The 18553-nt window shown below is 66.0% G+C and carries 20 protein-coding genes; 10 read left to right on the top strand and 10 right to left on the bottom strand.

Features of this window, described 5'->3' with window-relative positions; all coding sequences use genetic code 11:
* Positions 1 to 2 precede the first annotated feature (2 nt).
* Entirely contained in the window at positions 3 to 494 is a 492-nt protein-coding gene (gene coaD, locus TK90_RS00445; RefSeq protein WP_012981507.1) for a pantetheine-phosphate adenylyltransferase, read from the bottom strand.
* A gap of 142 nt (positions 495 to 636) precedes the next feature.
* On the opposite strand from coaD, the gene TK90_RS00440 reads away from it, so the two are divergent.
* Positions 637 to 864: a hypothetical protein gene (locus TK90_RS00440; RefSeq protein ID WP_012981506.1), complete on the top strand. Its 228-nt coding sequence runs from the start codon at positions 637 to 639 to the stop codon at positions 862 to 864.
* 11 nt (positions 865 to 875) lie between these two features.
* On the opposite strand, the gene TK90_RS00435 is transcribed toward TK90_RS00440, so the two are convergent.
* The 3 genes from TK90_RS00435 to TK90_RS00425 form a co-directional block, all read right to left on the bottom strand.
* The gene (locus TK90_RS00435; RefSeq protein ID WP_012981505.1) at positions 876 to 1904 is read right to left on the bottom strand and encodes a PA2778 family cysteine peptidase; all 1029 of its coding nucleotides are present in this window, start codon (positions 1902 to 1904) and stop codon (positions 876 to 878) included.
* A gap of 7 nt (positions 1905 to 1911) precedes the next feature.
* Entirely contained in the window at positions 1912 to 2331 is a 420-nt protein-coding gene (locus TK90_RS00430; RefSeq protein WP_012981504.1) for a PA2779 family protein, read from the bottom strand.
* Positions 2332 to 2500: 169 nt separating this feature from the next.
* On the bottom strand, positions 2501 to 2938 hold the full coding sequence (locus TK90_RS00425; RefSeq protein ID WP_041444108.1) for a hypothetical protein: 438 nt from the start codon (positions 2936 to 2938) through the stop codon (positions 2501 to 2503).
* Between the two features lie 156 nt (positions 2939 to 3094).
* On the opposite strand from TK90_RS00425, the gene TK90_RS00420 reads away from it, so the two are divergent.
* Positions 3095 to 3334: a GDCCVxC domain-containing (seleno)protein gene (locus TK90_RS00420; RefSeq protein WP_012981502.1), complete on the top strand. Its 240-nt coding sequence runs from the start codon at positions 3095 to 3097 to the stop codon at positions 3332 to 3334.
* Between the two features lie 9 nt (positions 3335 to 3343).
* Here the strand turns inward: TK90_RS00420 and TK90_RS00415 are convergent, their stop codons facing one another.
* A complete protein-coding gene (locus TK90_RS00415; RefSeq protein ID WP_012981501.1) occupies positions 3344 to 4609 on the bottom strand; it encodes a 6-phosphofructokinase in 1266 nt (421 codons plus the stop codon).
* A gap of 220 nt (positions 4610 to 4829) precedes the next feature.
* Between TK90_RS00415 and TK90_RS00410 the strand changes: the two genes are divergently transcribed.
* Complete coding sequence (locus TK90_RS00410) at positions 4830 to 5843, top strand: class 1 fructose-bisphosphatase (protein ID WP_012981500.1); 1014 nt, start codon at positions 4830 to 4832, stop codon at positions 5841 to 5843.
* 58 nt (positions 5844 to 5901) lie between these two features.
* On the opposite strand, the gene TK90_RS00405 is transcribed toward TK90_RS00410, so the two are convergent.
* On the bottom strand, positions 5902 to 7122 hold the full coding sequence (locus TK90_RS00405) for an ISL3 family transposase (RefSeq protein WP_012981499.1): 1221 nt from the start codon (positions 7120 to 7122) through the stop codon (positions 5902 to 5904).
* A 147-nt stretch (positions 7123 to 7269) separates the two neighbouring features.
* Here TK90_RS00405 and TK90_RS00400 point away from each other — a divergent pair, with 147 nt between their 5' ends.
* From TK90_RS00400 to TK90_RS00390, 3 genes are read left to right on the top strand one after another with little or no spacing between them, the layout of a single operon-like run.
* The gene (locus TK90_RS00400; RefSeq protein WP_012981498.1) at positions 7270 to 8241 is read left to right on the top strand and encodes a chromate resistance protein ChrB domain-containing protein; all 972 of its coding nucleotides are present in this window, start codon (positions 7270 to 7272) and stop codon (positions 8239 to 8241) included.
* Positions 8238 to 9590, top strand: a complete 1353-nt coding sequence (chrA, locus tag TK90_RS00395) for a chromate efflux transporter (protein WP_012981497.1) — start codon at positions 8238 to 8240, stop codon at positions 9588 to 9590. The genes TK90_RS00400 and chrA overlap by 4 nt, the downstream gene beginning before the upstream one ends.
* Before the next feature lie 11 nt (positions 9591 to 9601).
* Entirely contained in the window at positions 9602 to 10561 is a 960-nt protein-coding gene (locus TK90_RS00390; protein ID WP_012981496.1) for an MBL fold metallo-hydrolase, read from the top strand.
* A gap of 60 nt (positions 10562 to 10621) precedes the next feature.
* On the opposite strand, the gene TK90_RS00385 is transcribed toward TK90_RS00390, so the two are convergent.
* The 3 genes from TK90_RS00385 to TK90_RS00375 form a co-directional block, all read right to left on the bottom strand.
* Positions 10622 to 11617 carry a 2-hydroxyacid dehydrogenase gene (locus TK90_RS00385; protein ID WP_012981495.1) on the bottom strand — a complete coding sequence of 332 codons (996 nt, stop codon included), beginning with the start codon at positions 11615 to 11617 and terminating at the stop codon, positions 10622 to 10624.
* A gap of 61 nt (positions 11618 to 11678) precedes the next feature.
* Positions 11679 to 12584 carry a DMT family transporter gene (locus TK90_RS00380; RefSeq protein WP_012981494.1) on the bottom strand — a complete coding sequence of 302 codons (906 nt, stop codon included), beginning with the start codon at positions 12582 to 12584 and terminating at the stop codon, positions 11679 to 11681.
* A gap of 152 nt (positions 12585 to 12736) precedes the next feature.
* A complete protein-coding gene (locus TK90_RS00375; protein WP_012981493.1) occupies positions 12737 to 13432 on the bottom strand; it encodes a M15 family metallopeptidase in 696 nt (231 codons plus the stop codon).
* 111 nt (positions 13433 to 13543) lie between these two features.
* On the opposite strand from TK90_RS00375, the gene TK90_RS00370 reads away from it, so the two are divergent.
* A complete protein-coding gene (locus TK90_RS00370) occupies positions 13544 to 14509 on the top strand; it encodes an IS5 family transposase (protein ID WP_012981492.1) in 966 nt (321 codons plus the stop codon).
* A 567-nt stretch (positions 14510 to 15076) separates the two neighbouring features.
* Here the strand turns inward: TK90_RS00370 and TK90_RS00365 are convergent.
* Positions 15077 to 15397, bottom strand: a complete 321-nt coding sequence (locus TK90_RS00365) for a hypothetical protein (protein WP_012981491.1) — start codon at positions 15395 to 15397, stop codon at positions 15077 to 15079.
* A 288-nt stretch (positions 15398 to 15685) separates the two neighbouring features.
* Here TK90_RS00365 and TK90_RS00360 point away from each other — a divergent pair, with 288 nt between their 5' ends.
* The 3 genes from TK90_RS00360 (at position 15686) to TK90_RS00350 (ending at position 18552) form a co-directional block, all read left to right on the top strand.
* Positions 15686 to 16636, top strand: a complete 951-nt coding sequence (locus TK90_RS00360) for a PDC sensor domain-containing protein (RefSeq protein WP_012981490.1) — start codon at positions 15686 to 15688, stop codon at positions 16634 to 16636.
* A 75-nt stretch (positions 16637 to 16711) separates the two neighbouring features.
* Positions 16712 to 17542: a PP2C family serine/threonine-protein phosphatase gene (locus TK90_RS00355; RefSeq protein ID WP_012981489.1), complete on the top strand. Its 831-nt coding sequence runs from the start codon at positions 16712 to 16714 to the stop codon at positions 17540 to 17542.
* 62 nt (positions 17543 to 17604) lie between these two features.
* Positions 17605 to 18552, top strand: coding sequence for a LysM domain-containing protein (locus tag TK90_RS00350; protein WP_041444103.1), 948 nt, complete (start codon positions 17605 to 17607; stop codon positions 18550 to 18552).
* Position 18553 lies beyond the last annotated feature (1 nt).

Raw genomic sequence — 18553 nt, 5'->3', positions numbered from 1 at the left:
GGCTAGCGCTCCAGGCCGTTTTGTTCGGCCAGCATGCGCGCCACACCGGGGCTTACGAATTTTGAGACGTCGCCGCCCAAACGGGCGATTTCCCGTACCAGACTGGAGGAGACAAAGCTGTATTCCTCCGCCGGGGTCAGGAACAGCGTTTCGACCTCGGGAGCCAACTGACGGTTCATGGCCGCCAGCTGAAATTCGTGCTCGAAATCGGACACCGCACGCAGGCCGCGCAGAATCACATTGGCCCCCTGGGCATGCACGAACTTGGCCAGCAACACGTTGAAGCCCTGAACCTCGACCCCTTCGATCCCCCTCACCGCCTCCTCCGCCAGCGCGACGCGGGTCTCCAGCGGGAAAGCCGGACCCTTGTTCGGATTGGCGGCCACCGCGATCACCACGCGATCAAACAGGCGCGCGGCGCGGCGCACGATGTCCGTGTGCCCGTGGGTAATCGGGTCGAAAGTGCCGGGGTAGATCGCAGTGACTTGGGGCATGCCAACAGCCAGCAGGGAACAAGGCCCGTATTAGACCGCAAGGGGGGGTGGCACACCAAACACCCCCACCCGGGCATGTTCGGAAATCGCCTGGACAGGCTTTACACTGCCCCGTCTCGTCCACCGCCATCAAGGGCTACCGATGACCGATGACTACCGTCCGCCGCTCGCCGATTACTGGGACCAGCTCGAGGCCCGCTACGGGGGCGGGTTCAACTTCCACCAGATTTCGCGCGACGAACTGGCGCAACTGGTCGAGCACCTGCGCCACGCCGTGAAGGAAGACCCGCAGGTCACGGACGTCGAGAAACAGAACCTGGGGCTGGTTCTCAAACACGCCGAACAGACCCTGGACAAGCGCAAGGCCTGACGGGCCGCCCGCTACTCCTGCGGCGCGCGGGCTTCCAGCGCCGCAGGGCAGGGCGGCAGGGCGCGGCACTGAGCGCCGTCGTCAGGTGCCCCGGCCGCCGCCCCCAGGGTAGGCGCATAGCTTCCGGGGCCGGCCAGTTCGCCCGCGCAACTGGCCGCCTCGCGGGCCTGCTCGCCGCACTGGCGGGCAATCAGCACATGGGCGAGGTTGTTCCAGCCCTCGTGCCGTTGCGGGTCCCGCTCGATCAACTGGCGCAGGGCGTCCTCCGCCGTTGGCAGGTCGCCCTGGGCAAAGGCCACATTCGCCCGCCCGACATAGCCGATCGGGTGCTCCGGCCAGCGCTCCATTGCGGTCTGATACCCCGTGGCGGCCGGGCCCAGACGACCCACCTGCTCCAGTTCGTTCACCGCACGCAACCAGCGCAGCGGCTCGGCCGTGGCCGGCAGCTGATCCGGTTCGATCACCAGGAAGGCCCAGCGATCGCCGCGCGCCCAGGTGCGTTCGAAGCGGGCGAACGAATTCACGTGGCGCTCGATAGGCCCGCTGCGCAGATACACCTCGCGCTCCTCCAGGTCGTAGCCCATTACCACGGCAAAGTGCCATTCGGGGAACATCGCGACCCCGAGGTTCTGGAACACCACGACCGGGTTGCCCTCTGCCACCTCGCGCAGGATGGATTCCAGCTGCGGCTCCACCCGGTAGGCGACCAGGTCACGCGCACGCGCCGCGGCACGCATCTCGGCCTGCAGGCTACCCTCGCGAGCCGGGATGTAGACCTCGTGGATCAGCTCTTCCAGCGAGGCATCGATCCCGCGCGCACCCAGCACCGTCGCCAGGGCTGCCGGGCCGCACTGGTAATCCTCCTGCGGGAAGAACGGGGTATCTTCCAGTTCCACGCGCACAGGCAAGTTCTCCGGGGCCTCACTGGAGAGCTGTGCGCTCTGCGGTGCCGTGGCACAACCGCTGAGCCAGAGCACGGCAAACAGACCGCAAACGAGTGCGGCGAGCCCGGGGGCTCGCCGCCAGTAGACAGATGCCATGAAAGGCCTAGCGCTCGCGGGCGGGACCGACGAACGAGAAGATGTCGGTCACGCCGACCGCGTCCAGGATCACGAGCACGATAAACACGATGGCGACCACGCCGACCACGCCGGCGGCACCGGCCGGATCGGTTTCCATGCGGGCCTCGAGTTGGGCGAGCTCTTCCGGGGTCAGGCGGGCGACACGCTCCTGGGCGCGGTCAGGGTCCACACCCATCTCGACCAGCTTCTCGCGAACGGCCTGATCATCCAGCTGCTTGAGAAGCTGCGCGCGGGTGTCATCCGCGCTGGCCTGCTGAATCATGGAGCCCGTATCCAGCATTCCCACGCCGGCGAACGCCGGGGTCGCGGGCAACAGGGCCAGCGCCAATGCAATCAGGAACGCGGCGGGGGCGGACAACCAACGACGATGCGGTGCGTGGGACATGGTCGAACTCCTTTTTCGATTGAACGGGACCGGCAATCCGCCGGGGAGGCACCACTTCAGTGTACCCGGCGGCTCGGACGCGCCAAGCCCCGAATCACTTATTTTTTCGCGCCCCGTCACGCTATCAAGCCCCACTCAGGGAAACGCGGACGACGAAGTGCGAGCTGGATCAACTCTCTTCGGGCGGATCGACCTTTTCGATCTCGTACTCGAGCACCTCGACCGAACGCGCCCAGGCCCCGCCGCAGACGCTGTCATCACGCGTACGCTCGCGCATGTCGCCCGGCGCAATCGTGCCGAAGCGGCGCACCGTGGTGCGCACGTCATCGTCGAGTTCGCCAGGGCAGGTGTAGGCCGTCTTGGTCACGGTCACATCGACGTAGTCATCGCTGTCGTTCACGACGCGCCATTCGCCGCGGACGTTGTCGCAGCCATGATCGCGCAGCCGATATTCGACCTTGATGTCGTCGGGCGAACCATCGGCCGACAGCCAGTAAGCACCTTGTGCCGCCACCGTGCCCGGGGCGGCGAAAGCGCCCATCAAGGCGACTGCCGCAAAGCCCGCGAGCGCCCGGTTCAGGGTTTGTTTCTTCATGCTCTCCTCCACAATCTCTGGACTTCGGCTGGTCCTCTTGCGGGACCTTCATCACACATTAGACGCCCGGCTTGTGCTGGATATGCCGTTTCCGGGCGCCACACGGGGTTTTTCCCGAGAAGGGGTCCCTGTACATTGCTGATCATGACCTGTTCGCCTGAAACGCAGATGAATGAGATCGTTCTGGATTCGATGCTGACCTGCCCTGAATGCGGGCACCAGAAGACGGAAACGATGCCCACCGACGCCTGCCAGTGGTTCTACGAATGCACCGGCTGCGGCACGCTGCTGAGGCCACTTCCGGGGGATTGCTGCGTGTTCTGCTCCTACGGCACCGCGCCCTGCCCGCCCATCCAGCAGGAAGGCCCCGGCGGATGCTGCACACCCGCCAAGCCCGCGGCAGAGTGATCGCCGCGCCTAGTCGCTCCTGACCTCGAACGGTGTGCACCGTTTGGGAAGCAGTTCGCCACGAATGCGCGGGTAGCAGGGCAGGCCCTGCTCGAATGGGGGGGCGTCCTCGCCCTGGATCAGCGGGCGCAGGTAGTCACGGGCAGCCTGGGTGATGCCGTAGCCGTCCGGGGTGATGTAGTTGCGCGGCATGCCCTGCTCGATGTCGGCGACAGTCTCGAGATGGGTGAACCCGATACTCCAGCGATAGGGCTTGTTGGAGTCGCGCCGGATAATCGGCATGAAAGCGTCCTCCCCCGCGACCACACCCTCCACCGCCGCGCGGCCGCAGGCATAAGCCTGCTCCACGTCCACCTTCGACGCGATATGGCGCGCGGCACGCTGGATGTAGTCCACCACCGCCCAGTGCAGCTTGTGCCCGGTCTTCTCGCGGATCAGTTCGGCCAGGCGCGGGGCGGCGCCGCCGAGCTGGGTGTAGGCGTAGACGTCGTGGCTCTGGGCGACCGAGAACAGGCCGCCGTCGGGATTCTTCAGCCCCTCGGAGACAACCACCACACAATACCCGTGACGCTCGATGGTGCGGTTCAGGTGGTCCAGGAAGTCGTTCTGGTCGAACGGGACCTCGGCGAACAGGATCAGCATGGGCGGCTGGCCGTCGAACTCCTGCGCCAGCGCCGCGGCGGCCGCCAGCCAGCCGGCATGGCGACCCATCACCTCCATCACGAACACCTTGGTGGAGCTGGTATGCATGGACTCGACATCCAGACTGGCCTCGCGCACCACGGTGGCGATGAACTTGGCGGCGGAACCAAAGCCCGGGCTCGAGTCGGTCACGGCAAGGTCGTTGTCGATCGTCTTGGGCACGCCGATCGCCCTGATCGGAAAGCCCATGCGCTCACCCATCTTCGCGATCTTCAGCGCGGTATCCATGGAGCCGCCACCGCCGTTGTAGAAGAAGGTGCCGATGTCATGGGCGCGGAAGACCTCGACCAGACGCTCGTACTGCTCCGGGTCCTTGTCGGGGTCACCCAGGTCGAAGCGACAGGAGCCGAACGCACCCCCGGGCGTATGGCGCAGGGCGGCCAGGGTCAGCGGATCCTCGTGGTCGAGGTCGATGATCTCTTCACGCAGGACACCCAGGATGCCATCCCGCGCCGCATAGATCTTGCCGAAATGGGCCGGGTGGGCGCGGACCGCCTCGATCACCCCCCAGGCACTGGCGTTGATGACGGCGGTGACCCCGCCCGACTGGGCGTACAGCGCGTTCTGCGGCATATAAATCCTCCATTTTTGTTGGGGGTCCCGAATGGCGAGCAAACGCGGTGCCAGGGCCGTCGCGTCGCCATCAGGGCTACAGATCGGCCACATAGGGTGCTTTTGCTACACTATGCCGCCTTTGACACCCGGCGCGCCGGGGCCGTTCGCCCCGCGAGGGGGCTGCTGTGCCCCATTTCGCGCCGTGTCGCCCGATTCACAACAGCATCAGGATTGCATCATGCATATCGGTACCACTCTGACCAACTGCATCATCGAAACCCAGCGCGGCATCCAGGGCGCGACCGGCGAATTCACCGGTCTGCTGAACGACATCTCCGTGGCGTGCAAGAAGATCTCCAATCTCGTCGACAAGGGCGATCTGGTCGGCGTGCTCGGCTCCGCCGGCTCCGAGAACGTGCAGGGCGAGACGCAGAAGAAGCTCGACATCATCACCAACGAGGTGTTCATCGAGAGCCTGAGCCACAACGGCCATGCGGCCGGTCTGGCCTCCGAGGAGATGGAAGAGATCTGCGAGATGCCGGCCGACGCGCCGCGCGGTCATTACCTGGTCCTGTTCGACCCGCTGGACGGCTCCTCCAACATCGATGTGAACGTCTCCGTCGGCACGATCTTCTCGATCCTGAAGGCCCCCGAGGGCGTGACCGATCCGAAGACGGAAGACTTCCTGCAGCCGGGCACCAAGCAGGTCGCCGCCGGTTACTGCCTTTACGGCCCGTCCACGATGATGGTGATGGCCACCGGCCAGGGCGTGAAGATGTTCACGCTGGACAAGGACTTCGGTGAATTCCTGCTGACCAAGGACACCGTGCAGATTCCGGAGGACACCCAGGAGTTCGCGGTCAACATGTCCAACAGCCGTTTCTGGGAAGCGCCGATCAAGCGCTATATCGACGAGTGCCTGGCCGGCAAGGAAGGCCCGCGCGGCAAGGACTTCAACATGCGCTGGGTCGCCTCCATGGTGGCCGAGGTGCACCGCATCCTGTGCCGTGGCGGGGTGTTCATGTACCCGATGGACACGAAGATGCAGGCCAAGGGCACGACCGGCAAGCTGCGCCTGATGTACGAGGCCAACCCCATGAGCTTCATCGTCGAACAGGCCGGCGGCGCCGCCACCACCGGCCGCGAGCGCATCATGGACATCAGCCCCGAGGGCATCCACCAGCGCGTGCCGGTGGTCCTGGGCGCGAAGAACGAAGTGGAGCGCATCACCGGCTACCACAACGAGGGCTGATCCCCACGCCCCTGGCAGCGCAAGCCCGGCCCCGCAAGGCGCCGGGCTTTTTTGTGGTTCATCGAGCATTACCGGGGAATGCGGCGCGGATTTTGAGGAAGAAGTAGTCCTGGTCGCGGTAGCCGTAGGCGCGGCGCTTGATGACCTTGATGGTGTTGTTGATGCCTTCGACGACGCTGGTGTTCAGCCGATGCCGGCAGCGCGAGACGATGCCGGGGAGATAGGGCTCCAGCAACCGCGCGAAGCGCTGCAGGGCATGGATGCCGCTCTCCTGTGCCTGTTGTACCCAGTGTCGCCAGGCCTGCCAGGTCTGTTCCGGACGGCGCTGGAACCAGAGCCGCTTGAGCTCGTCGCGTAACAGATAGACTGTCAGCAATGCCTGGTTGGCTTGCAGCAACTCGTCCAGGTGGACCGCTTGGCCGGCGTTCAGCGACGCCCGGTTACGCAGCAGCAACCAGCGGCTGGACTTGATCACGCGACGGGCCCGACGGTCCTCGCCCAGACGCTTCGCCTCGTCGACGCGCACCCGGTCGATGACCTCGCGACCGTACTTGGCCACCACATGGAACAGGTCGTAGACGATCTCGGCCCGGGGACACTGCGCCCGGATCTCGAGCTCGAAGGCCGTGGTCATGTCGATCGCCACCGCCTCGATGCGCTCGCGCACGCCTTCGGGGAGTTGCTCGAAGAAGGCCCGAGCGGTCTCGCGCGAGCGGCCTTCCCCGACCCACAGCACCTGGCGCCGGATCGGCTCGATCACCACCGTGGCATAGCGGTGGCCTTTGTGCAGGGCGAACTCGTCCATCGCCAGATAGCGGATCGACGCCCAGTCCGGCTCCAGCAACGAAGCCGCCAGCCGATGCCGGTCCACCGTCTTCACCGTATGCCAACCCAGGCCATAGAAGGCCGCCACCGCCTGGATGCTGGCCGAACGCAGCAACTGACTGCAGGCATCCGCCAGACGGTTGGTCAGCCGCTGATAGCGCCCCAGCCAACTCAGCCGCTCCAGCTGCGGACCACCGCAGTGCTCGCACCACACCCGGCGACGCGGCACCACCAGCACCACCCGGTACTCGAACAGGGGAAGATCCCGAACCCGCCGCAGCGTCGTCTCGTGCACCTGACGCGTCCGGTGGCCGCAGCGTTCGCAGTGCATCCACTGCCGCGTCGGCTTCAGGTGCAACTCCAGCGTGCCGCCCGCCTCGTCCGGCCATACCGCACGTTCCAGCCGATAGCCTTCCCAGCCGCCCAGCTTCTGCAGCGTCTTCTTGTCCAGCATCCCCCTCTCCCGTGTCCAACCCGGCTCCACGCGAGATTACGATGCCCTTCAGCGCACGAATACCTCCCCGGTATCCTTCGATGAACCTTTTTTGTGCCCGGAAGACAGCTGTTGTCACGTGTGTGACATTATTGATATACCTGTAACATGGATTCTCCGGATACCGACTGGCAACTGCTCATCCTCGCCTTCCAGGGCGGGCAGGATTCGACTCGGGTCCGGCTCTGGCGGGCGCTGAAGGCGCTGGGCGCCGCCACGCTGCGCGACGGCGTCTACCTGCTACCCAACCGTTCCGATCTGCGCGACGCTCTGCTGGAACTGGCGGAATCCGCACGGGCGGCGGGCAACCAGGCCTACCACCTGCCGGTGGCGGCCAGCGCCGAGGAACAGGTGCACTACCGCAGCCTGTTCGACCGCGAGGCCGAGTACCGCACGCTGCAGACCAGCGCCGAGACCCTGCTGGGCCAACTGCCCGGACTGGGCGAGGCCGAATTGCTCAAGCGCCTGCGCCAGATCCACCGCGAGGCGGAGCAGCTGCGCCGCACCGATTACTTCCCGGGCCCCGGACGCGGGCCACTGGAGGCCCTGCTCTCCCGGCTCGAGTCCGCGGCCCAGTCGACGCTCTCGCCGGACGAACCATCGCCCGCACCGGATTCCGGCATCCCCCGCCTGGATCCGGCGGACTACCGGGGGCGGCTGTGGGCCACGCGCGCGGCCATGTGGGTCGACCGGGTCGCCAGTGCCTGGCTGATCCGCGAATTCATCGACCCGGAAGCCCGCTTCGTCTGGCTTCCCACCCCGGCCGATTGCCCGGCCGAGGCCCTGGGCTTCGACTTCGACGGGGCCGCCTTCACCCACGTCGGCGACCGCGTCACCTTCGAGGTCCTGCTGGCCGCCTTCGGCCTGGAGCGCGACAGCGGTCTCGCCGGACTGGCCGAGATGGTGCATTTCCTGGATGTCGGCGGCCGCCCCATCCCCGAGGCGGCGGGCTTCGAGAGCATCCTGACCGGGGCCAAGCAACAGTGCGCAGACGACGACGCCCTGCTGGCCCGGGTGACCCCGGTGCTGCACGACCTTCGCCAGGCCTATGAACAACAATCCGGACGCGATCCCAGATGACCGATCCCGAACACACCGCGACACAACGTCCCGACGCGCCCACCCGGGCCGAGGCCTTTCGCTACTGGCTGAAACTCGGCTTCATCTCGTTCGGCGGGGCCGCCGGGCAGATCGGGATGATGCACGACGAACTGGTGGAACGGCGGCGCTGGGTCTCCGAGAAACGCTTCCTGCATGCGCTGAACTACACCATGGTGCTGCCGGGACCGGAGGCCCAGCAGCTGGCGACCTATCTCGGCTGGCTGCTGCACGGGACCTTCGGCGGTCTGATGGCCGGGCTGCTGTTCATCCTGCCTTCGCTGTTTCTGATGATCGGTCTGTCCTGGGCGTACCTCGCCTTTGGTGACGTTCCCGCGGTGGAGGCCGTGTTCTACGGCATCAAGCCGGCGGTGGTCGCGATTATCGTCTATGCCGGCTGGCGCATCGGCGGGCGGGTGCTCAACAACGGCCTGCTGTGGCTGATGGCCATCGCGGCCTTCCTGGCGATCTTCGCGCTCAATATCCCGTTTCCGTACATCATCGTCGCGGCCGGCATTCTTGGCTGGCTGGGCAGCCGCGTCTGGCCGGAGCGCTTCCAGAGCGGCGAATCGCACGGGGCCGGCAGTGTCGAGTCCCGTGGCCCGGCGGTGGTGGACGACGACACGCCGCCCGCCCCCTGGATGCAGTTCCGCTGGTCGCGGGTGATCCGTTTTCTGGTGGTGGGCCTGGGCCTCTGGGCGATCGTGTTCGGGGCCCTGCTCGCGGTGTTCGGCTGGGACGCCACGCTGACCCGCATGGGGCAGTTCTTCACCCAGACGGCGCTGGTCACCTTCGGCGGGGCGTATGCGGTGCTGCCCTATGTCTACCAGGGCGGGGTCGAGACCTATGGCTGGCTGAGTCCGACGCAGATGATCGACGGCCTGGCCCTGGGCGAATCCACGCCCGGTCCGCTGATCATGGTGGTCACCTTTGTCGGCTTCATCGGTGGCTGGACGCAGGCCTTTCTGGGGCCGGACCAGATCGTGCTGGCCGCCCTGCTCGGAGCCCTGGTCGCGACGTTCTTCACCTTCCTGCCGTCGTTCCTGTTCATCCTGGTCGGCGCCCCGCTGGTCGAGCGCACCCGGGGCGACCTGCACTTTACCGGGCCGCTGACCGGCATCACCGCCGCCGTCGTCGGGGTGATCGTGAACCTTGCCGTCTTCTTCACCTGGCATGTGCTGTGGCCGGACGGATTCGAGGGTGCCTTCGAATGGTTCTCCGCCCTGCTGGGCATCGCCGCCTTTATTGCCCTGGCCCGCTTTCGGGTCGGGATCATCCCGCTGATCACTGTCTGCGCCGTCCTCGGTGCGGGGTATCAGCTTCTGTTCTAGGAGTTCGTGACATGCTTAAAAACGCGCGAAACAGGGCCCAGCTCGTTCTGGCCCTGGCGGCTTTTGTTCTAAGCCCGATGCTCGCGGCCAAGGAGGCCCCCATCCTGCCGGAACCCGAAGCCGTCTCGGACCATGCCCATGCCTGGATCGGGCCGTACGGCGGGCCCGATACCGAAAACCAGGGCTTTCGTATGAACCTGGGTTACGTGGTCGGCGAAGACGCCGTGGCCGTGATCGATTCCGGCCACACCCCGGAGATGGCCCAAGAGATGCTGGAGCATATCCGCGCCACAACGGACAAGCCGGTACGCTACGTGATCAACACGAACTCGCAGCCGCATCGCTTCATGGGCAATGACGTCTTCCGCGAGGCTGGCGCCGACATCCTGGCCGCCCCCGAGGCCGTCGACCGCATGCAAGGGAACGCCTCGATGTTCGCCATGCAGCTCGAGAACGCGCTGGATCGGCCGGAAGGCTCCACCGAACACCCCGAACCACCGAACGTGACGGTCGAGGATCGCGAAGAGCTGGACCTTGGCGGCGTGACCCTGACGGTGCGCCATGTGGGCAGCGCTCACACCCACGGCAGTCTGATCGCGGTGGTCGAGCCCGATAATGTCGTGTTCGCCGGCGACGTGCTCTATAGCGGTCGCCTGCTGGCCATCCTGCCCGACGGCAGCATGGAAGGCTGGCTCCAGGCCTACGAACTCCTGCGGGATGAGTACGCGGATGCGAAGTTCATCCCGGGCCACGGGAAACCGGGCGCACTGTCGACCTTCGACCACGCGACCCACGATTACCTGCGCGCGCTGTGGGACCACATGTTTGAGGCGGCGGACATGGGCACCGACATGCAATCGGCCATCCGCTCCTTCGATGCTTCGCCCTGGCAGGACCTGGCCGATTTCGACGACCTGGCGCCACGCAATGCGAATATGGCCTACCAGGAGGCCGAAAGCGCCTTGTTCTAGAAAAGCATGGAAAGCGACTTGCCCCGGGGTATATGCGTCCCGGGGCAAGTCGCAATCGAATCAGACGACACGGCCTTCGGGCTGCGCGTCCGGGTCCTGATGCAGAGTGGTCAGGTTGCTCACGGTGGTGTCGGCGATGTTGGTCAGCGCCTCGTGGGTCAGGAAGGCCTGGTGGCCGGTGACCAGCACATCGTCGCGCTGCATCAGGCGCGCCAGGCGCCGGTCCGGCAGACCGGCCAGCGACCAGTCGCGGAAGAACAGCCCCGCCTCTGCCTCGTAGACATCCAGCGCGAATCCGCCCAGCTGACCCGAGTCCAGCGCGATCTCGGCGGCATCGGTATCCACCAGTGCTCCGCGTGCGGTATTGATCAGAAAGGCCCCGCGCGGCATCCGCGCGAGAGTGTCGGCATTGATCATGTGCCGGTTCTCCGGCGTCATCGGACAGCTCAGGCTCACCACCGAGGACTCCGCCAGCAGCGTATCCAGGTCCCGATACTCCACCCCCACGGCCTGCAGCTCCGCATTCGGGTACGGGTCGTGCGCAAGCACGCGGCAGCCAAAGCCGAGCATGATCCGCGCGAAGACCTGGCCGATCCGCCCGGTGCCCACCACACCCACGGTGCGCCCGACCAGGTCAAAGCCCGTCAGGTGGTCGAGCCGGAAATCGCCACGCCGGGTCCGGTCCCAGGCCCGGTGCACGCTGCGGTTCAGCGTCAGCAATAAGGCGACCGCGTGCTCCGCGACCGCATTCGGGGAATACGCAGGAACCCGCCCCACTCGCACGCCGCGTTCGCGCGCGCGCCCCACATCCAGATTGTCGTAACCGGAGCAACGCAGCGCGATCACTTGAATCCCCTGGTCCGCCAGCCCGTCAATCACGCCCCGCTTGAGGTCGTCGTTGGTGAAAACGCAGACCGCATCGACGCCCGCGGCCAGATGGATGGTTTCCTCGGTCAGGCGCTCGGCATATACCACCGGCTCCATCCCGGCGGCCGTCAGGCCCGGCACGAGATGTTCGTGATCGTGCTGCTGGATACTGAAAACGGCAACCTTCATTGCATCCTCATGTGCGGCTGTGGCTCTGGCCCAGCATATAACGGATCCAGCAAACCGATCGCTAGTTGTCGTCGCGACTCCGCTCCGGGACCGGAGGTGGGGTCGCGCGCGAGGAGACGCTGAGGGCGGTAACCGTGACGAGGATGAGGGCCATGCCGATGATCTGAATCAGGGTTAGGCTTTCGTTCAGGATCGCGACGCCGAAGAGCGTGGCGGTGACCGGCTCGATCATCGCGACGATCGAGGCGACGGCCGGTGCTGTGGTCCGCAGCCCGTTGATATAGAAGGCGAACGACAGGCCAGCGCCGAAAATGCCGAGGGCCAGGAACAGCGGCCAGTCGGTGGTGGTCAGTACGCTGGCCATCTGCGTATTGTCGCCCGGCAGCATCAGCAGGATGACCAGCACGCCGAAGGCAATCGCGAGGATCGCCTGCGGGCTGCCGTGCTGGCCGGCGTACTTGAAGCCGAAGATAAAGATCGCGTAGGACAAGCCCGCCAGCAGGCCGGCCCCGGCGCCGATCAGCGTCACGCCGCCCGCCCCGGTGTCGTAAATCTGGGTGAGCAGCACGATGCCGACCATGACCATCGCGATGGCCACCAGCTTGAGCGTGGTCGGGGATTCCAGTCTCAGGGCAAACGAGATGATGTAGACGAACACCGGGGCGCAGTACATCAATGTAGCGGCGACCGCGACACTGCCATGCGCGATGCTGAGAAAGTAGAACGCGAAGTTGCCGGCCACGCCCAGCCCGGCCACGGCCGACCAGAACCACATCTTGCCGCTGCCCAGCCCGCTGCCGCCCGGACGCCAGGCGAGCCAGATCAGCACGAACAGCAGGCCGATGGCCCCGCGGTAGAACGAGACCACGAAGGCATCCCAGCCCTCGGCCATCAGGATCCCGCCGATCCCGCCGGACAGCCCCCAGAAGAAGGCTGCCAGCACCACCAGTCCAACACCCAGGCCCATTAATCATTTCCTTTCTTGTTGTATGCAACAGGCTGCCAGCGGGTCGTAGCATGGCCGCGATTGACGAAGGACCGGGACGAAGGGATCGGTCCACGGTTCACACAGAACGTCCCATGTTGCAGGGCCTGTCGGCGTCTTCTCCAATCGCCCCGTCAGTCGCGGGGCGGGTGAGCCACGGGGAAGTCGAACGAAGTCTCAGGGAAGGGTTCGTTGGCCAGCGTGAAGTGCCACCACTCCTGGGCGTAGGGCTCGAAGCCCGCCTCCACCATCAGGCGCTGTAGCAGGACGCGGTTCGCGCGCTGCTGTGGTGTGGCATCGGCCGCGTCCGGCCAGGAGCGCGGACTGAAGCGGTCGAAGTCGGTCCCCATGTCCAGCTCGCTGCCGGTTTCGCGATCAACGAGGGTGACATCGACCGTGGAGCCGCGCGAATGGGTGGACTGCTCCGCGATATAGCCGCGCTCGAACAACTCGTCCTTGGGCACGTTCGGGTAATAGCGCTCCTGCATCTCCGTTGCGTCCGGGTCCGCCGCCCAGCGCACGAAATGGTCCACCGCCTGCTGGGGGCGGTAACAGTCAAACACCTTGATCCCGAGCCCAAACGGCTTCAGGCGTTCCTGCACCCCGGCCAGCGCCTCGGCAGCCGGGACGGTAAGGATGCAAACCGGCGCCTCATAGCCGTCAATGGGCTCGCCGACGAAGTTGTCTTCGCCGAAATAGCGGATCTCCTCGACCAACCCCGGCACCACGTCGCGGGCCGCCACGAATCCCGGCGGCCACGCCTCATCCGCGCTGGCGACGATCGGCCAGACCAGGACCAGACCGGCCAGCCACAGACTCATTAAGCGCATACACGCCCTCCCTTTTCCCCTAGGGAAACACTGATTTATTCCGCCGTGGGTCCCGCCCACCTGGCGGGTTTGGGATAATGGCGCCAGGTTTCCTGCCCGAGGTGATGGCCGATGTCCCAGCGCAGCTTTTCCGATCTCGAGTATTCCGCCAAGCGTAAGCAGACGCGGCGCGACCGCTTTCTGGGGGAGATCGATGCGATCACGCCCTGGGCGGCGCTGGTGGAGGCGATCGAGCCGCACTACCCGAAGGGGAAGCGGGGTCGTCCGCCGATTGGTCTGGAACGGATGCTGCGGATGTACGTGGCCCAGCAGTGCTTCAACCTGTCGGACGAAGGGATCGAGGACGCGGTGTACGACAGCCAGGCGATCCGGAGCTTTGTCGGGATCGACCTGAGCCGCGAAGACGCCCCGGATGCCACGACCCTGCTGCAGTTCCGCCGGCTGCTGGAGCAGCACAACCTGACCCAGGTGATCTTCGACCGGATCAACGCCCATCTGCAGCAGCGGGGACTGATGTTGCGCGAGGGCACAGTGGTGGACGCCACCCTGATCGCGGCCCCGCCGTCGACCAAGAACCGGGAGAAGGCGCGCGATCCAGAGATGCACCAGGCGAGGAAAGGCAACCAGTGGTACTTCGGGATGAAGGCGCATATCGGGGCCGATGTCGTCACCGGCCTGGTTCATACCGTGAAGGGTACCGCTGCGAATGTCTCGGACGTCTCGCAGGTGCCGGAACTGCTCCACGGCGAGGAAGCGAGCCTGCATGGCGATGCCGGCTACATCGGTGCGGAGAAGCGACTGGAAGGCCATCGTCCGGAGACGCACATCGCGCGCAAGCGCGGCACGGTACGCGCGATGCCAGAGGGCCCCGAACGCGATCAGGTGCGCGCCGCTGAACGGCACAAGGCTCAGTTGCGTTCGATCGTGGAGCATCCGTTCCATGTGGTGAAGAACCTGTTCGGATATCGCAAGGTGCGCTACCGCGGCCTCAAGAAGAACACCGCGCAGCTGCACAGCCTGTTCGCCCTGGCGAACCTGTACCGTGCGCGACAATGGGGGCTGCTGCCGCAGGGGTAGTGTGTCCGCAGGACCGGAAATCGCCCCTGTAACCGCCAAAAACGGCGGTTACAGGGGCCCAGGCCGGCCGTAATGGCCCCAGTGCCCTTCCAAAAACGCTTCGGCGGGGCACGGAGCCGGATGCAGGCCCATTGATCAGCGTTTCCCTAGGGAAACGCTGATTGAGTCGCGCGTCCGCGCTCGAGTCGCTTTTGCGTGCGAACAAGGCGCGGTGACTGTCGTGCAGTCATGCTGCACAAAGGAGCCGCAACGCCGTTCCCACGCCCGTTTCTGATAACAACGGGCGGCCGAGCCGCTGCTTTCAATGGCTTGTGGGGTTGGCGCCCCCTGTTCCCCGATCCGGCGTTGCGCCCCGAATCGATCAAAAACGGGCGGGTAGAACCACTACCCGCTGCACGACGCGCCTTGTCCCGGAAAACAGGGGGCGCCAACGCGGACGTGCGATTCAATCAGCGTCTCCCTAGGCCAGCATACGCCGCCCAGACCATGACACAACCGCCCCGCATGTCGGGCGCTCGCCCGGTCCTTCCTCGGGGCCTGTACCGAGCCCGCTCAGACGGGGCACCGTTACGGTGCCGCGGAGCCTTCGATTCGGCGGCTCACGCGATCGGCAACCTTGCCGCGCACGACGACCTCGTCGGCACCCGCCTGGCGGGCGGCCTTGAGCATCGCGCCTTCCACGTGCGGGCCGAAGGCCAGGATGGCGGCATCCGGACAGCGTTCGCGCCAGGTGGCCACGGTGTCCACGTCGCGGGCCGCCAGGTCGATCACCACCAGATCGGGGCGCTCGGCCCCATCGCCACTGGTGACCGTGGCCCCGGCCGAACGCCAGCGGGATTCGAGGCGCACGCGGGTCATCAGGTCCGTAGTATCAAGATGAATATGCATGGTTGCTCCAACGGGGAGTGGATCACGAGAATCAGCCTCGCGCGAAAAGGGGCGGCAGCACCAGAGAGAATACCCGGCGCGCAGAAACGGCCCGGACAAACCTCATTGGTTCGACGACCTCCATCACCGAACTGTGGACCGGATGGCCGATCACGGAAGATTGGTTAATCGGCACGCTTCATGCTCAACAAAAGGGGGAGCCCGAACGGCCAACCGGATTGGCTTCACGACAGCGACATGCGCGATCAGAGATAATCACGTCGCACCGAAAAGAGACGACAGCGCACCATGACGGAACTGAAAAAAGCCATCGAGCACCAGCGCGAGTATCTGGAAGCCCGGCTACAGGAGCCGCTGGCCGAAATCGCCGCCCGTATAAGCACGGCCTGGCCACGACGCGAGGCACTGGATTCGATCCTGGAAGAGGCGATCCGGCAGATCCCGGAAGCCACATTTGTCTATGCCCTGAACACCGAGGGCATCCAGCTCTCGGACAACATCTCGCGCAGCGGGGTGCTGCCGGAGCACTTCGGGCGCGACCGCTCGCAGCGTCCTTACATGAAGGAGGCGGTGCCGGCTGCGGGCTTTCTGCTGTCAGAGGCCTACATCAGCCTGCTCGGGCGGCGCCCGTCGCTCACCGCACTACAGCTGGTACGCGACGAGAACGGCACGGCACTCGGGTTCCTGGGTGCGGACTTCGACCTGCGCAACCTGCCGGACCTGTCGGAGGATCTTTACGAAGAACCCAATGAGTGGCGCCAGATCAAGGGCGACCCGTCGATCCGCGGGACGCTGTTCCTGCAGAGCCGCACCGAGAGTCTGATGGACCAGCACATCGACACCGCGCTGGCCATCCTGGAGGAACTGTTCACCGAGCGCGGCGTATTTCAGGGTGTGTTCCATTTCTCCAGCTCTCGAGCGACGCTCTGGACCACCGAGGACCCCTACCGCTACCGCATCCTGACCCACGAGTCGCTGGCCGACCCCGATGTCTGCCTCGCCTTCCCCCACGAGCCCTACCCGGAGGAAGCGCTGATCCCGAAGGAGGCCATGGGCCGCGTGCTCGAAGGGCTCAAGGCCCTGCGCTTTGCCGACGAGACCATCTACCTGCGCTCGGCCTCGGTGAACCTGTTCAATGGCATGGTCAGCCTGACCTTCTCCTGCGACGGCTCCCACTACATGACCTGGGACGACTTCCTCGGCCGCTCCATCGACTTCTGGATCGGCGCCACCGGGTAGGAAATACCCACGCGCGCTGACAGCGACCCGCCGCCTGGGCCATGATGGTTTCGGAGTCAGGTGCGGGGACAGGGGATGGAGACCGCAGTAGCCCAGGAAATCGGCGGGCGGCGCGAGCAGCAGGACGCAGCCGGTGTATGGGCCTGCCCGGGTGCCCGCTGCGCGTTGCTGGTCGTCGCGGATGGCATGGGCGGGCACGCAGACGGCGCACAGGCGGCCCGAATGGCGATCGCCACCGCCGAGCGCCTGTGGAACGAATGTGACGGTCGCCCGGAGGACCCGGCGGCACTCCTGGAGCGTCTCTTTCGCGAGACGCAGGCCGCCCTGTACAACCCCGGCGCGGCAGCCGGCGACCAGCCCGGGACCACGCTGGTGGCGCTGTATGTCGGGCCGGAGCGGGCCTGGTGGGCCCACTGCGGCGACAGCCGTCTGTATCACTTCGAAGGGGGGCGCCTGGTCACCCGCACACGGGACCACACGCGGGTGCAGGCGCTGCTGGATGCCGGCGAGATCCGCGAAGAAGATATGGCAACCCACCCCGAACAGAACCAGCTCCTGCAGGCCCTGGGTGTAGTGGATCCGGTACGGGTGGACCATGGCGAGACCCCGCTGACACCCGACAGCCGCTTCCTGCTGTGCTCCGATGGGTACTGGGAACAGCTGAGCCCCGAGGAAAGTGCTCGATGGATGGGCCAGCCGGGGTTTCAGGCCGCCTGTACCAAGGCGGCCGCCCTCGCGGCACAGCGCGGCGGCGGGCATGGCGACAATGTGGCCATCGCCGCCTGGCGTGCACAAGGTGTGGACACGCCGGATCGCCACCACCTGCTTGCCGCCATCCGGCCGACGCTACTGGGGGCCCTGCTACTGCTCGCCGTCCTTGCAATCCTCTTCTGGCCTCTGGACTGAACACAATGCGTCTTGTTGTCGGGACCGTATTGCCCCTCGTTGCCTTGCTGACCGGTTGCGCAATGCTCGGAGTCAACGGAAAGGAACCGCTCACCGAGGCGTCAGAAGAGTCCGCTGCAGAAGGCCCCGCGCCAGCGGAAGACCTGACCATCGCGGAGATCATCGAGGCCCTGCAGGAAGGGGACACGGAACACGCCGATCGGGCACTGGACCGGTTTCTCGAAGGCGAGCCCGAGCACCGGGTTGCCCGCAGTCTGCGCGCGCAGCTGGATGCGGACCCGGTCGAAGAACTTGGCGAGGCATCGTTCGAACATACGGTAGAGTCTGGCGAAACGCTGGGACAGCTGGCCCGGCGGTATCTCGGCGACGCCAATCGTTTCCTGATCCTGGCGCGTTACAACGACATCGAGCGGCCGTCGCGGCTACTGGCAGGGCAGCGCCTGCGCATCCCGGAAACCGCCCCGCGCGAGGCGAGCACCGCCGATAGGGAAACACTCGACGAGCAATTGGCGGCCCTGGGCGGGCAGGACGACGAGGATGCCTACCTGCGCGCCATCGAGGCCGACCTGGAAGCCGGCCGGTATGCGGAGGCGCGAGAAGGGCTCCAGCACGCGCGCGAGCAGAGCGGTAACGGCCGCTGGGGCCGACGGCTGGCGGCGCTGGAGCACGAAGTGGAGGGGCGGTACTGGGAGCAACGCGGGAACCAGGCACGCGATGCGGACGACACCGGCGCCGCACTGACCGCCTATGACCGGGCGCTGGAGGCCGACTCCGGGCGCGATGCGGCCCGGGACGCGCGCGAGGAACTGCGCGAGCAACGCAAGGAAGAGCTACATTCGGCCGCGATCCGGCGTTACCGCAACCAGGACCTGGAAGAGGCAATCGCCCTTTGGGACGAGGCGCTGGAGCTGGACCCGGAGTTCGAGGCCGCACGCGGATACCGCCTGCGGGCCCTGGAACTGCAGCGCCGCCTGGAGCGGCTGGGGCACTCGGAAGACGGCGCTTCCTGAG

Origin of the sequence: Thioalkalivibrio sp. K90mix (assembly GCF_000025545.1) — a bacterium.
Lineage (GTDB): Bacteria > Pseudomonadota > Gammaproteobacteria > Ectothiorhodospirales > Ectothiorhodospiraceae > Thioalkalivibrio.
The sequence above is the reverse complement of the archived record's forward strand: the minus strand, read 5'-3'. Positions and strand labels throughout refer to the sequence as shown.